The organism is Candidatus Kapaibacterium thiocyanatum (assembly GCA_001899175.1).
Lineage (GTDB): Bacteria > Bacteroidota > Ignavibacteria > Kapaibacteriales > Kapaibacteriaceae > Kapaibacterium > Kapaibacterium thiocyanatum.
The window spans coordinates 176,275-190,124 of sequence record MKVH01000002.1 but is presented as its reverse complement, the minus strand read 5'-3'; the positions used below and the strand labels follow the sequence as shown (position 1 = coordinate 190,124).

Annotated in this window: 11 protein-coding genes and 1 tRNA gene; 4 read left to right on the top strand and 8 right to left on the bottom strand. The window is 59.7% G+C overall.

Annotated features, from left to right (window positions below; genetic code table 11):
• Nucleotides 1-6: 6 nt before the first annotated feature.
• The 3 genes from BGO89_01115 to BGO89_01105 all read right to left on the bottom strand — a co-directional run bounded on the left by BGO89_01115 (nt 7) and on the right by BGO89_01105 (nt 4,161).
• Complete coding sequence (locus BGO89_01115; GenBank protein OJX61217.1) at nt 7-954, bottom strand: ribose-phosphate pyrophosphokinase; 948 nt, start codon at nt 952-954, stop codon at nt 7-9.
• Nucleotides 955-979: 25 nt separating this feature from the next.
• Nucleotides 980-1,054, bottom strand: a tRNA-Gln gene (locus tag BGO89_01110).
• Nucleotides 1,055-1,128: 74 nt separating this feature from the next.
• On the bottom strand, nt 1,129-4,161 hold the full coding sequence (locus tag BGO89_01105; protein OJX61216.1) for a hypothetical protein: 3,033 nt from the start codon (nt 4,159-4,161) through the stop codon (nt 1,129-1,131).
• A 236-nt stretch (nt 4,162-4,397) separates the two neighbouring features.
• Between BGO89_01105 and BGO89_01100 the strand changes: the two genes are divergently transcribed.
• Nucleotides 4,398-5,489, top strand: a complete 1,092-nt coding sequence (locus BGO89_01100; protein OJX61215.1) for a hypothetical protein — start codon at nt 4,398-4,400, stop codon at nt 5,487-5,489.
• A gap of 105 nt (nt 5,490-5,594) precedes the next feature.
• Entirely contained in the window at nt 5,595-6,806 is a 1,212-nt protein-coding gene (locus BGO89_01095) for a hypothetical protein (protein OJX61214.1), read from the top strand.
• Between the two features lie 109 nt (nt 6,807-6,915).
• Here BGO89_01095 and BGO89_01090 read toward each other — a convergent pair whose 3' ends face one another.
• From BGO89_01090 to BGO89_01080, 3 genes are all read right to left on the bottom strand, one after another.
• Complete coding sequence (locus BGO89_01090) at nt 6,916-7,137, bottom strand: hypothetical protein (GenBank protein ID OJX61213.1); 222 nt, start codon at nt 7,135-7,137, stop codon at nt 6,916-6,918.
• A 267-nt stretch (nt 7,138-7,404) separates the two neighbouring features.
• The gene (locus tag BGO89_01085; protein OJX61364.1) at nt 7,405-7,647 is read right to left on the bottom strand and encodes a 30S ribosomal protein S18; all 243 of its coding nucleotides are present in this window, start codon (nt 7,645-7,647) and stop codon (nt 7,405-7,407) included.
• A 45-nt stretch (nt 7,648-7,692) separates the two neighbouring features.
• A complete protein-coding gene (locus BGO89_01080; protein ID OJX61212.1) occupies nt 7,693-7,926 on the bottom strand; it encodes a 50S ribosomal protein L31 in 234 nt (77 codons plus the stop codon).
• Between the two features lie 370 nt (nt 7,927-8,296).
• Between BGO89_01080 and BGO89_01075 the strand changes: the two genes are divergently transcribed.
• The gene (locus BGO89_01075; protein ID OJX61211.1) at nt 8,297-9,445 is read left to right on the top strand and encodes a hypothetical protein; all 1,149 of its coding nucleotides are present in this window, start codon (nt 8,297-8,299) and stop codon (nt 9,443-9,445) included.
• 26 nt (nt 9,446-9,471) lie between these two features.
• Nucleotides 9,472-9,702 carry a hypothetical protein gene (locus tag BGO89_01070; GenBank protein OJX61210.1) on the top strand — a complete coding sequence of 77 codons (231 nt, stop codon included), beginning with the start codon at nt 9,472-9,474 and terminating at the stop codon, nt 9,700-9,702.
• Here BGO89_01070 and BGO89_01065 read toward each other — a convergent pair.
• Both BGO89_01065 and BGO89_01060 read right to left on the bottom strand, forming a co-directional pair.
• Entirely contained in the window at nt 9,689-10,237 is a 549-nt protein-coding gene (locus BGO89_01065) for a hypothetical protein (protein ID OJX61209.1), read from the bottom strand. The two genes, BGO89_01070 and BGO89_01065, sit on opposite strands and share 14 nt — an antisense overlap.
• Nucleotides 10,238-10,262: 25 nt before the next feature.
• Nucleotides 10,263-13,790 carry a chromosome segregation protein SMC gene (locus BGO89_01060; protein ID OJX61208.1) on the bottom strand — a complete coding sequence of 1,176 codons (3,528 nt, stop codon included), beginning with the start codon at nt 13,788-13,790 and terminating at the stop codon, nt 10,263-10,265.
• Nucleotides 13,791-13,850 lie beyond the last annotated feature (60 nt).

The window sequence follows — 13,850 nt, the reverse complement described above, 5'->3', positions numbered from 1 at the left end:
ACTACCTTATGGTTGGGCTTTTTCGAAGAGAGAGCTGATGGACTGGTTCTCGTGCGTGCGGATGATCGCCTCCGCGAACAATCCTGCGACGCTGATCACCCCGATCTTCGGATGCTCTTTCCGAAGAGGTATCGTGTCCGTTACGTACAACTTTGTCAATGCCGTGCACGCGGCGATCTTCTCGATGGCATTACCGGAGAATACCGGATGCGTACAGACACCGACGATGGTTTCCGCTCCGTTCCGCTTGATCGCTTCAGCACACTGCACGAACGTGCTACCCGTGTCGATGAGATCGTCCACGATCACTACGTTCTTTCCACGCACTTCACCGATGATGTTCATCACTTCGGCAACGTTGTGCTTGGGACGGCGCTTGTCCACGACGACCAGGTCGGCATCACCGAGCATCTTGGCATAGGAGCGGGCCGTCTTGACTCCCCCGACATCGGGCGAAGCGACGGCGACGTTCTCCAGTCCGAGATTCTGCAGCACCTGCGTGCTGAGCGGCGAAGAATACAGGTGGTCGAGCGGAATGTCGAAGAACCCTTGCAACTGCGGCGTGTGAAGATCCATCGTGATGATGCGGTTCGCACCGGCTCTCGTCAGAAGATCTGCCACAAGCTTGGCGGTAATGGCAACGCGGGGTTGATCCTTGCGATCCTGGCGCGCATATCCGAAGTACGGAATGACGGCCGTGATACGGCGTGCCGAGGCACGCTTCGCAGCATCGATCAACAATAAAAGCTCCATCAGATTGTCTGACGGAGCGAACGTCGATTGCACGATATAGAGGTCGACACCACGTACGTTCTCTTCGTACTTGACCCACAGTTCCCCATCGCTGAAATTCTGGATGGCGACCTGAGCCAGTTCACGATGCGTCGCGTGAGCAATCTTTACCGCGATGTCGGGGTTCGATCGACCCGCAACGATCTTGATGTCCGAATCCACGCTGCTATGTGCCTCGTAATCGTGTTGGCTGGGGCGGCAGGATTCGAACCTACGGATGGCGGAACCAAAATCCGCTGCCTTACCACTTGGCGACGCCCCAACGAGAGAGCTACAAAGATAAGGGGGCAACGGTCAGATTTTCAAATGTTTTTGCGAGGAATCCCAGGGGAATTTTCATCGGACGAGGACCGCTCCCCTGTATCCAGGACCAGCGACGAAGTACGTGCCGACGGCAAGCTCCGGACATATCGGTGACGTTCCTTCCACCACGTCCATACGGTGGACCCTCCGCCCCATGACGTCATACCACTCGTACGTACCGGCGGATGAAGCGAAGGCGAGGCGATGCCCTGGGCTCACATCGTATCCACCGCTCGCGGAACGTGTATCGATATCGATCACGCTCGTCGTATTGCCGAGGTAGGCACGGCCGAGTAGAACCATCGCTTCATCCCCGGCTACGGTGTTGTCGGTGACCGTCGCCATGCCGTAGTCGATCGTTCCGTCATCTGCCCAGCGGATGCTGCCCCACCGCACATATTCCTCGACGGGAGGCAGAAGGTCGGACAGGATCGTTGTCGTGGCGCCGTCGTGCCGTGCAACGACGAAGCCATCCCCACGCATCGCACCGAGCATCAGCACGTCGCCATTCATCCGCGCCTGTGCATGCGCAAACGCGGGACCGAGTTCATCGTTGCCGAACTGACGGATCGACGCTGGCTGATCGTGATCCGCCATGGCGACACGCCCGGATATGCTGAGGACGACTGTGCGCTTGCCATCTTCCATCAGGAGAGGTACGACGCTCCGTGCAGGGCCGTGATTCCGCGGTGACGACCACGTTCCCGAACCCGGTACGGAGCTGAAGGCCGTGGCATCCGCGATCCACGTGACGATACCTTGATCCCCACTCCGCACGGCCGCATTCCACGACGTCAGCGATGCGACGCCGGTCACGACGGACCGAGGTGTCGACCATGTACTGCCGTTCCATACCGCGTGCATGATGGCCGACGTGATACCCGTCGATTTCCAGAATGCATGGACCGAACCGTCCGCATCGGCATGCAGCTGAGGCTGTACGGCGGACGATGCGTCGATCACCCCTGAGTCGACGATGATCTGCTTCTCCGCATCGATGACGGCCCATCGAAGACCGATCGACGGAAGGAAGGCCTTGACGTCTACCAGCCTGGGCGAAACCGGAACGGTCGGTGCGGACTCCCACACGACCATCAGCCTGTTCTGACCATCGAAGACAGCGGACGGACGGTGCGCGAAGGCGGCAGACGGAATGTCGAGCCGCTTGACATAAGGCGACGACTTCGCCTGGATGCCTATCGCCACGACAGGTTTGCCCGTTCCTTCCTCCCGTCCGGCCCATACCAGGGCACGCGTTCCGATCGACGCGGTGGATACGACGGGACGTGCACTGCCTCGCTGACGGAAGGCGACCATCAGGCGTTCGTTCTCGCTCAGCAGCATCGCAGGTATGGCGTCACGAACAGGACGTTGCACGATGGGTGTCAGACCTGCCATGACATGTGCCGATTCGGTGGCCACGGTAGTCAGTTCGCCCAGAACATCCACGACCAGCGAACGATCGGATCCACCTTCGACCTCGTTCATACGGATACTGTCCGTTCCGAAGACCCCTGCCCACGTGACGTCGGCACCGGTCATCGCATGCAGCGTAACGTAGTCGTTGACGTCGACCGACCCGTTCGCCTTGAGACGGTACTCGATATTCATATCGGACGCATCACCGGGGCTGACCGTATCGATCGCCGTACGCTCGAAGTAGGCCCTCATCCTCAGCGTCGCATCGTACTTCGCATCGATATTCACATCCTTTATCATTTCCATTTCGGCCGGTGTCACCATCGGCTCGATACTGTCCAGCATCGAACCGAACAGCGAGCCGAGAGACCGTTGTACGATCGCCGTTTCCGTAGCACCTTCGGAAGGGTCCGCATAGTAGGCGAGTTCCAGCTTCCTGTCGCCTAGCCTGAACAACGTGATGACCGGCATGTGGAATTCGACCCTGTCCGGAAGATTCATCGATATGGTGAAGATGTCGTCCTTCGAACCGCCGATACCGTTCCATCCGTTCTCGTTGTGGAACGAGCCACCCGTAGCGCTCGTCATGACGTCACCGCCGAATCCGCACGCCGATCCAAGAACGGGCTGGACGTTGCCACGATCGTAGAAGGTAACCGTCTTCTTCTTCATCGCCAGTGACGTCGCTCCACCAAGGATTCCCCTCTCCACATCGTAACGGACATAGTCCGGTGATTCGGTATCTCCTCGCGTGATCACGGCATCGCCCGCAAGCCAGGCAGGCTGCTTCACGAACGGGATCCAGTAGCTGTCGTCAAGAATGCTGCTGTCGTTCATCTCGGCACGCACGCTCACGGACACGGCGGTATCCTGCCATGTGGCTTCGCCTGCGACATCGACATCCTCGACGCTGAACGACGTCGGGCCATCGGCGGTCATCGAGTACTGCTTGTCTCGTACGACAAGGACCGCGGAACGTATCGCCGTCGTGTCATGACCATACAGAATGGTGGCGCGCCAGGTCGTCGGTACCGTGACTCCGGGAATCAACGGAATCGTCCGTGACGGTGAGAGAACGACTCTCGGCGAGGCACCGATCCTCACATCGACCGCCGTGCCGGACTCCACCGTCCACAACGTGGTACCGTCGTGATACTGCGTACGCATGGTTTCCTGCCGGTGATACCATTCGTTCTGCGAAGCGAACTCCGAATACCTGAACGTATCCTGCCCGTTACCGTACGAGGCCTTGTACTGATAGAACCAGTGCTCGTACCAGGTCGTCCCGAGCTCGCCATCGCACTTCTTGATCACTCCTTCCCGTGGCTTCGTATCGACCGTCAGGCGTACCGTGATGACGGGAGTGGAGGCACTCGCATCGACTTCGATACGCATCGTCCCCCGTCCGTCTTCGGACGTCGTTCCCATGAACTGGCACCCGGGACCGGGTCCATCCCTGCGAACGAAACCGAGATCGACCGAACCGTGCTTCAGGACCACAGAGCCTTCGTAGACAGCCATGGAAGCCGTACGATGGACGGCCGGGAGTATGGTTGGCTGGATCAGCACGGACGTGGTGCCGTAACTACTGCTCTCGTTCCGTACCGTGACGCCACCTTCGTAGCGGACGGTGCAGACGGAATCCATTTCGGCACGCGCTCCGGTGACAAAGCAGCACACTGCAGCGAGGGTCATGAGGGTTTTGATCATCGAACAATTTATCAAGGATATCCGAAACCGGTCGTCCGTATTATCCACCACCGACGTTCGTCGAACTCACGGCAAGGAGTGGATCGTGCGCGCGGATCAACGACCGATACTTCTTCGCAATTTGCCCTCTGCGTGAACCGTCATTCAGCATCCCCATTCATGTTCCGATCGCCATGATCATCTATTCCCGCTGGACCGAACGTTCATCGACTGCCGAACAGGAACTCGAGCGCATGCTCGGTCTGTTCTCCTACATCCTGCTGCAGGTTTCGGGCGATGCCGAACAGGCATTGGACCTGCTGCGCGAACTGAACGAAGAGTACGGCCTGATGACGACGATGTCGATGGACGACTTCATCGCCGCCCTACGGAACGACGGCATGCTCGAGATGAACGACGATGGCACACTCCGTCCGACGGCTGCCGCGGAGCGGCGCATGCGCACGGATGCCCTGGACGAGATATTCCGTTCATTGAAGAAGTCGGACATCGGAAACCACGATGCGCCTTCCAACGGTCAGGGCGTGGAGCGTACGCCCGATACGCGGGACTATGCCTTCGGCGATCAGGCGGGAAACATCGACGTCACGCAGACGATGACGAACCTCTTCAAGCGCACGGGCAACATCGATGGTCCGGACCTTCGCGAGGACGACATCCGCGTCTACGAAACGGAGTATCAGACGTCGTGCGCTACCGTGCTGATGATCGACGTATCCCACTCGATGATCCTCTACGGCGAGGACCGCATCACACCGGCGAAACAGGTCGCCCTCGCCCTTGCCGAGCTCATCAAGACCAGGTATCCGAAGGACTCGCTCGACGTCATCCTCTTCGGCGACGAAGCACAGCGTGTATCGGTGCGCGATATCCCCTACATCCAGGTGGGGCCGTTCCATACCAATACGCGGGCCGGGCTGCGTCTTGCCCGCCAACTGCTGAAGCGCATGCGGGGCACGAACAAGCAGATATTCATGGTCACCGATGGCAAGCCGTCGGCCCTCACCATGGAGAACGGCACGATCTACAAGAATTCATGGGGCCTCGATCCCATGATCGTGAACAAGACACTCGACGAAGCCGTGGCCTGCCGCCGGGATGGCATCGCCATATCGACCTTCATGGTAGCGAGCGATTCCTGGCTCGTCAAGTTCATCGAGGACCTGACGAAGGCCAACAAGGGCCGTGCCTTCTATACCGGCCTCGATGGACTGGGCAAGGATCTGATGGTCGACTACGTCCGCAACCGCAGGAAACGATACTGACGACACCGCGGGCGACGCGAGCCATGCCATTGTGCATGACAGGGTTCATGTATTCCGATTCCCCGCCTCCATACGGATGAGGTCCGATTGCCGTATGTTGTCCGTATGATCAAACGCTACCGCTGGCTCCTGCTCATTCTCGGATGGCTGCTCGTCCTGACGCCTCCGCTCTCCTCCGTTCTGCTCCTCATGCCCATCGTACCCGGCGCACAGGACCTCGACGTCGTCCATATCGCCTATCCCATCCATACGTGGCGATGGTTCCTCATCGGACTCGGCCTGCTGTGTCTCTTCCTCGCCGTGCCGGCCATCTGGAAGAACGGCCGCTGGTACGGCAAGACGACACTGATCGTTCTCCTTCTCGTTGCGACGGGCATCCACGGAATGGTCGCCACATCGATGAGCGCCGAGGCCATGTTCACCGAGCCCGTCGAACGGCAATTCGCCGATGCAAGGCCGGCCGACGACAGTACGGTTGCCATCATCGTCACGATCAACGGACAGACGAAGGCCTATCCCGTCGACCTCATCGCCTATCATCACAAGGTGATCGATACGTGCGGCGGTACGCCGATCATGGTGACGTACTGTACGATGTGCCATACGGGACGCGTCTACTCGCCGGTCATCGACGGCAAGGTGGAGACCTTCCGTCTCGTGGGCGCGAATCACTACAATGCCATGTTCGAGGACGTCAGCACGAAGTCATGGTGGTATCAGGCCACGGGTGAATGCGTGACGGGTCCGCGTGCAGGGATGACGCTGAAGGATATTCCCTTCGACCAGAAGTATATCGGCGATGCCTACCGCGAACGCGGCAACCTCCTCGTCCTCCAGCCGGACAAGGCGAGCGAGAAGAAGCTCGGCAGGATGAGTGGCTATGCGCGACGTGCGGACACGTCGTCGACCCTCGGTGACATGACGCGCGTCGTCGGCATCGTCATCGACGATTCGGCCGCGGCCTATCCGCTGCTCACGACGCATCGCCAGGGCATCATCACGATCGATACGCTCGGTGGAAAGACCGTCTTCGTCGATGCCGCCACCGAACAGCACGTCCGTGCATGGATCGTCCCCGATTCCATCTCCGTCACCGAATGCATCCGCGATACGGAGGGCAAGGGCCTCGCCATCGGACGGACGCGGAGCGGACTACCTGTACATATCGACGGCGGCACGGGAACCATCGTCGTCCGCATGCCCGATCCTGCCAGGACCTACAGCGTTGGCAAGGTGGAACGTATCCAGCCGTGGATCGACTACTGGCATTCATGGAGTCACTTCTATCCGAAGACGAGGATGGTGATCGGGTCGTAGTCGGATGCCTACCGATCCTTGACATCGACGCATCGAAACACGATCCGGGTACAATAGCAGCTATCGACGATACAAACAACACATACGAAAGGCCCCATTCCCGGGCCTTTCACGTCATTACATGGAATCGGCAAGTCAGTCGTGCTGATAACAGCGTCCGCTCGGATTGGTTGTCATATTCTTGCAGCGGTCTCCCTTTTTTGTCCTTGCCGTACATTGTGTAGCCTTGCTCTCGTGGCTTCCTGAGCCTGATCCCGTATTCGCCGATGTATCCGATTTCGACGGGCTCGTACTCGATGACGAACAACTCGAAACACCGAGACAACAGCATATCAGCAATACGCAGGCGACCATTCGCATATCCATTCCTCCAGAAATAATAATAATCCGATCCGCACAGCATTCCCGTACCCTGAGCAACACTACCTGCTCCGGAACCTTCCTATTCTCATACACCGATCGAATTCGGACCGTCCTATATCAACTACGAAAGCCGTACCACGATCAGTGATACGGCTTTCCCCAGACTTCCGGATTTCACTTCGTGTCGGCGCTTCGCACGGTATCTTACCGTCACGGTACACCGACAAACGAACAATCAGCGCGTATCCTGGGCGACGAACGGAACGATGGCCAGATGACGGGCATACTTGATGGCCATGGCCAGGCGGCGCTGCTGCAGAGCCGTCACACCAGTGATGCGGCGGGGCAGGATCTTGCCTTGGTCGTTCGTGAAGCGGCTCAGGAACTTGCCGTCGAGATAGTCGATCATTCTCGACTTCTTGAGCGGGTTCACGCGCTTCTTGGGCTGGTTGCGCTTCTGACGAAACGGCGAATTGATCGTATTCGGATTGTGTGGTGCTGCCACGTTCATGTCTCCTGGAGTTTACTTCGTTTTTGCATCCTTGATGGCCTTCGTCTTCTCGAAGCGCTTGTTGAAGCGCTCGACACGACCGGCCGTATCGACGAGCATCTGCTTGCCCGTATAGAACGGATGCGACTTCGAGTCGATTTCCAGTACCATGCGTTCACCCTTGAAGCAGGAGCGCGTCTGGAACGTCGACCCGTCCGTCATGACCACGTCGATGGTCTTGTATGCGGGGTGGATACCCTTCTTCATGCTATTACCTCGTGATGTCGATCTTGTCGATTTGGCCAGCATCATCAATCTTGACGAAGCGCTCCATGTACTTCACGGTACCCTTGTCGGAGCGGAACGCCTTGATGACCTTCACGTTGATCTTCTGTTCGGTTTTACCCTTCTTGGTCTTGTCACCGAACGATTGGGTCTTTGCCATTTCGGCCTCGAATGAGCGTTGGAATTCTCTGAGAACTGCAAATATAAGGGGCTTAACCGGATGCTGCAACTGGATTTGTTAAGTTTTTCCGTATCTGGAAAACTCCTGTACGCGGCGGTTCGGTCGCCGGGCTGCCGCTTCTGCCCCGGATACCGCCTGCATCCGGCCCGTCAAGTTCCGTACCTTTGTGCCATGAAGGTCATGAAATTCGGCGGAGCGGTGCTCCGCGGCCCGGAAGGTTTCCGGCAGATGTCCGATATCCTCCAGCGCCATGCGGATGAACGTATCCTCGTCGTCGTATCGGCCTTTTCCACCGCCACACGCGACCTGGAATACACAGCACGCCTGGCCGTCAAAGGGCAGCTCGACGATGCGCGCGAACGCCTGGATCATGTGGTGAACGACCACAGGACGTTGATGAAGGGACTCATTCCCTCCCCCTCCGTACGCGAGGCACTGGACGTCCTGCTCGAAGGCTGCCGTACGGAACTCACGAATACCCTGACGGGTGTCTCCATCACACGTCAGCTCACACCACGGACGCTCGACGGCATCCTGTCCTACGGCGAATACATGGCCCTGCACATCGCACGGCACGTCCTTGGATCACGTGGCATCGACGTCGCCGGTGTGGATGCACGGGACGTCATCGAAACCGACGGCCAGCACGGCGCCGCTCGGCCGCTGGTGGACAAGACCCGCGTACGCGTACGCCAGACACTGTGGCCTGTACTGGACGCCCATCGCGTCGTCCTGATCCAGGGTTACGTAGGACGTGCGGAACATGGCGCCACGACGACGATGGGCAAGGAAAGCTCCAACCTCACCGCATCGCTGCTGGGATCGTTGCTCGACGCGGAAGAAATCGTGATCTGGACGGACGTAGCCGGTATCCGGAGCGGAGATCCCCAGATCTGCGAAGGGACGGCGTCGCGGCCCCGCCTCTCCTACGTGCAGGCGCGCATCGCTGCCGAGGAAGGAGTCAAGCTCCTCTACCCCACCATGATCGATCCTGCGGAACAGGCCGGCATTCCGATCCGCATCGCCGGTGCGGCCGAACCCGATGGAGATCAGACCATCATCGCCGCCGAGGCATCGTCGTGCGATCCCATCGTCGTCCTGCGCGACGACATGGACCCGGCCGACAATCATGTGACGGTGTCGGTCGTCTTCGCCCCTGCGGCCGCCTGGCTCGAAGCGGCAGGTACGACGATCCGCGAACTGGGTGTGACCGAAGCCTTCGGACTGGTATTGCAGCCGGGCGATCATACGGCACGCCTGATGCTGCCCAGGACGCATGCCGCCAGGGCCGCGGCGCAACTGCATGCGCGGCTCGTGTAGACCACATTGAACTACGAGGAAAAGAAATGAAGCCCGTCCATGAAAAGATGCCCAAGGATTCCTTCGAACCCGGACAGACCTACCGGGTTTCGATGAACGGCAAGGAACTCTATGATGCCGAGGTCGTGAAGTTCCACGGCGGATGCTGGGCCACGGTACGGGTCCAGGAGCCACTTCTGAAGGAAATGGCTCTGGACTACGCTCCCGGTACCGAATTCGACATCAAGGTGGCTCAGTACGACTTCATTCGTCGGTAGAACCGGCCTTCTGTATTTCCTCGTTCGAATACTTGACGATCGCAGCCATCATCTCGCGCTCGAGCAAGCCGTTCGACGTCCAGAAGTGCACCTGATTGGTGATGAACTCCTCGAATCCCGAGAGTTCGGCCTTCAGCGTGATCTTCGTCTTGTTCTGCGCTTCTTCGCGGATGTTGATCTTGTACTGGATACGGCCACTGATCCACATACCGCCGCGGATGCGGGGAATGTCGCCATAGCGCTCCAGCACGTCACGCGTCGTGTCCTCTCCCGTCGCCAGGATGCAGAAATCCGAAATGTAGATACCCTTGTACAGCCCGCCTTCTTCGGCCGGCTCGATCACCTTCTCCGTCTGGGGTTTGCCGCAGCCATGCACTTCCATCGCGCGCTTCACGGCTCTCCATACCTTGCCGAACGAACCGTCGAGCGTTTCGTTCAGGACGACCTGTTCCGCGTCCCCTGCCTTCGTCTCCGGCACGATACAGACGGCCAGTACGGCCACCAGCATCAGGACAGACAAACGTTTGATCATCATACTCTCGGGAATGTGTAGTTGAACATCAGGCTGCGGACTTGCGCGGCGAGTCGCCCGACAACTGGACGCTGACGAGCTTCGACACTGCCGGCTCCTCCATCGTGACGCCGTATAGTGTATCGGCGGCTTCCATGGTCTTTTTATTGTGCGTGATCATCAGGAACTGCGTGTTCTCGGCGAACCTCCGGATGATCTTCAGATAGCGGTCGATGTTCGCGTCGTCGAGCGGGGCGTCCACTTCATCGAGGATACAGAAGGGGCTCGGCTTGACGAGATAGATGGCGAAGAGCAGGGCGATGGCCGTGAGCGTCTTCTCGCCACCCGACAGCATTTCGATGCTGTGCGGACGCTTGCCGCGAGGTTTGGCCACGATGTCGACCTTGCATTCGAGCGGGTCGGCATCGTCCACCATCATGAGATCGGCTTCGTCGTCCTCGGTGAACAGGACCTTGAACAGCGTGATGAAGTTCTCGCGGATCCTGATGAAGGTATTCGTGAACTGCTCACGGGCCGTCAGATTGATTTCGGCGATCGTCTCCGTCAACGTCTTCTGGCTGTCGAGCAGGTCCGTCAGTTGCTTCGTCAGGAACTCGAGGCGTTCGGCTTCGCGTTCGTGCTCTTCGAGTGCGAGGAAGTTGACGTTCCCCATCGTCGTGAGCTTGCGGCGCAGCTCCTGGACCTGCAGTCTCAGATCGTCCGGACTGTGCTCGGATTCGGGCTGGACTGGCTCGTCGGGAACCGCGATATCGAGTTCTTCGGTGGCACGTCGTACCAGTGCTTCGACGCGCAGACGCACTTCGTTGAAGCGGAGATCGGCTTCGTGGAGTTCCTGCGTGACGTTGTCGACGACCTTGCGTTGCGCGCGTACGGCATCGCCGGCCGCATGGAAGGCAGCCGAGCATTCGCGCACCGTGAGTTCGAGCGCTTCGCGTGCGGCACGCGATTCCGCCAGATGGACGACGAGTTTCTCCGCCTGACCTGCCATGTGATCACGTTCGACGGCGAATTGCTCGAGCTGCTGGCCGAATTCCGTCCGCTCGTGATCGCGTTGTTCACGGCGCTGGTCGATGGTCAGGCTCTGCGTCGACAACCGGGCTTCATCGCTTTCGAGTGTCTGCCGTTCACCGTTCAGGCGTACGACGTGGATTTCGGCGGCACGCATATCGGCCGTCGCTTCGTTGAGTCTGCTTTCTGCGGCCAGCAGTTCCTGCTGCGATGCATGGACGTCCTGTTCGAGCTGGGCCACACCTTCGGCCGTGGCCGTGATGGCACGTTCGGCTTCGGCACCCTGTTGTTGTACGCCTTCGAGTTCCGCACGGAAGCCTGCGGCCTCTTCCTCGAGCATCTCGCGCTGCGACGAGATATCGTCGATACGTCCCTGCAGGGCCTGGAGCTTCTGGATCCGGTCGTTGCGGATCAGGGCGATCCGGCGCACGTCGTCGGCGAGTCGGCGCAGGTCGATCGTCGACAACTCCTGCTTGATCTCGCGCAGGCGTTCGTCGATCTCGCCGATACGCTCCTCGAGCCGGGCGACCTCACCACGAAGCTGTTCGATGCGTTCACGGCGTCCGACACGGACACCTTCCGTCTTCGACACCGAGCCGCCACGGACGGCACCGGCCCGATGCACGATCTCACCGGCCAGCGTCACGGCAGCATCCGCCGGCGTCTGTTCGATGGCGCGCCATGCGTCTTCCACCGTACGGACGACGACGGTACGACCAAGGATGCCGCGGACGGCACCACGGAGAGCGTCGTCGGTACGCACCAGCTCGCTCGCCCAGCCCATGATACCATCGACCTGAGGCAACTGCGGCGGAGCGCCGAGATCGGGTACTGCGTCACGGCAGAGGAACGTAGCCTTGCCGACGTTGTTCCGGGCAAGTGCGCCGATTGCCTGATTGGCTTCCTGGCGATTGGCGACGACGAAGTAGCGGGCGGATTCGCCCAACGCCGCTTCGATGGCCACACGCAGATCTTCGGCCGTATTCAGCACTTCGGCCAGCGTGAGTTTCTCGCCCGACGGCGTCCACTCCGGCGTCGACATCAGGAACTTGCTGCTTTCGGTCGTGTCGACGAGGCCGATCAGGAATTCGAGGGACGCCTTGCTATGGGCGGCCTGGGCGCGGAGCCCTTCCGACTCCTGCTGCAGACCTTCCTGCTCGGTACGCAGGCGCTGTTGACGTTCTTCTTCGGAATGCTGGCGCTGTTCAGCTTCTGCGAGCTGAGCGTCCAGTGCGGGCAGATCCTCGCGTTCGCGGATACTCTGCTCCTCCACCTGACGCAGGCGCTCGGCGGCCACCGTCTGCTGGCTTTCGTTGTCGCGGAGACGACGTTGAAGCCCTTCGGCCTGGATGCGGAACCTGTCGGCCTGATTACGTTCTTCCGCCAGGACCTGGCGGGCCTGATTCAATGCTTCACGTCGTGACGACGCTTCCTGGCGGGCCGCATGCATGCCTTCGTTCATCTCATGCACGCGCTGCTTCTGTCCGCCGGCATCCTGCTGGGCCACCTCGACTTCGACGCGGATCGCCTCGAGGCGTTCACGCACGCTGCGGAGTTCTTCGGACGTGCTCAACTGCTGCGACTGCGACTCGTTCTGTTCGCGTTCCAGTCTGTCCAGTGCACGTTGCGTGGCGGCGCGACGCTCTTCGAGCAGAGAGACCTGCTGCTGCACTTCGCCCAGGGCCGAACGCACATTGCCTTCGGCTTCGAGCGCGGTCCGCAGTTCCACTTCACGTGCCTGATGTTCGGCCTCCGTCGTCACCACTGCGGCTTCTCCGCTCTGCAGCGTGGCTTCGGCTTCTTCGCGACGTTTGCGGATATCCGTGATACGGGCCTCGAACTGCTTCAGGGCCATGTATTCGTCGAGATATTCGAAGGCGAAGAGCAACCTGTCCAGCTCACGCAGACGCGTCGACAATTCCTGGTGCTGACGAGCCTTCTCGGCCTGGCGTGCGAGCGAGTTCACCGTCTTCTGCACTTCGCGGACGATGTCCTGTACGCGTGCGATATCGCGTTCGGCGGCTTCGAGCTTGCGCTGTGCCTCGCGGCGGCGAGCCTTGTACTTCGTGACGCCTGCGGCTTCCTCGAACAGGTGGCGGCGTTCGTCGGCCTTGTCGCTGAGGATCGTCTCGATCATCTTCAGCTCGATCACCGAGTAGGCATCGGAGCCCATTCCGGTATCCATGAAGAGATCGACGATGTCGCGGAGACGGCACTGCGTCTTGTTCAGCAGATACTGGCTGTCTCCGTTCCGGAACAGGCGCCGTGTGATCGTCACCTGCGAATACTCCGTGGGGAGTATCTGCTTGTTGTTCTCGATCGTCAGGGACACTTCGGCCATGCCGAGCGGCTTGCGCGTCTTCGAGCCGTTGAAGATCACCTGATCCATGGAATCGGCACGGAGGGTGGACGACTTCTGCTCGCCCAGCACCCAGCGGATGGCGTCGACGATGTTCGACTTCCCGCAACCGTTCGGCCCTACGATGGACGTGACGCCGTCGGTAAAGCTCAGCTCGGTCTTGTGAGCGAAGCTCTTGAAGCCGACCATTTCAAGTTTGCTTAGATACATGCGGAACCAACGGGAAACGTGTTGCGAATCGTGGTGACG

Coding starts and splice junctions, on each gene's coding strand:
- BGO89_01105 (OJX61216.1), bottom strand. CDS start 4,161: ATGGATTCCGTCTGCACCGTCCGCTACGAAGGTGGCGTCACGGTACGG.
- BGO89_01100 (OJX61215.1), top strand. CDS start 4,398: ATGATCATCTATTCCCGCTGGACCGAACGTTCATCGACTGCCGAACAG.
- BGO89_01095 (OJX61214.1), top strand. CDS start 5,595: ATGATCAAACGCTACCGCTGGCTCCTGCTCATTCTCGGATGGCTGCTC.
- BGO89_01090 (OJX61213.1), bottom strand. CDS start 7,137: ATGCTGTTGTCTCGGTGTTTCGAGTTGTTCGTCATCGAGTACGAGCCC.
- BGO89_01080 (OJX61212.1), bottom strand. CDS start 7,926: ATGAAGAAGGGTATCCACCCCGCATACAAGACCATCGACGTGGTCATG.
- BGO89_01075 (OJX61211.1), top strand. CDS start 8,297: ATGAAGGTCATGAAATTCGGCGGAGCGGTGCTCCGCGGCCCGGAAGGT.
- BGO89_01070 (OJX61210.1), top strand. CDS start 9,472: ATGAAGCCCGTCCATGAAAAGATGCCCAAGGATTCCTTCGAACCCGGA.
- BGO89_01065 (OJX61209.1), bottom strand. CDS start 10,237: ATGATGATCAAACGTTTGTCTGTCCTGATGCTGGTGGCCGTACTGGCC.
- BGO89_01060 (OJX61208.1), bottom strand. CDS start 13,790: ATGGTCGGCTTCAAGAGCTTCGCTCACAAGACCGAGCTGAGCTTTACC.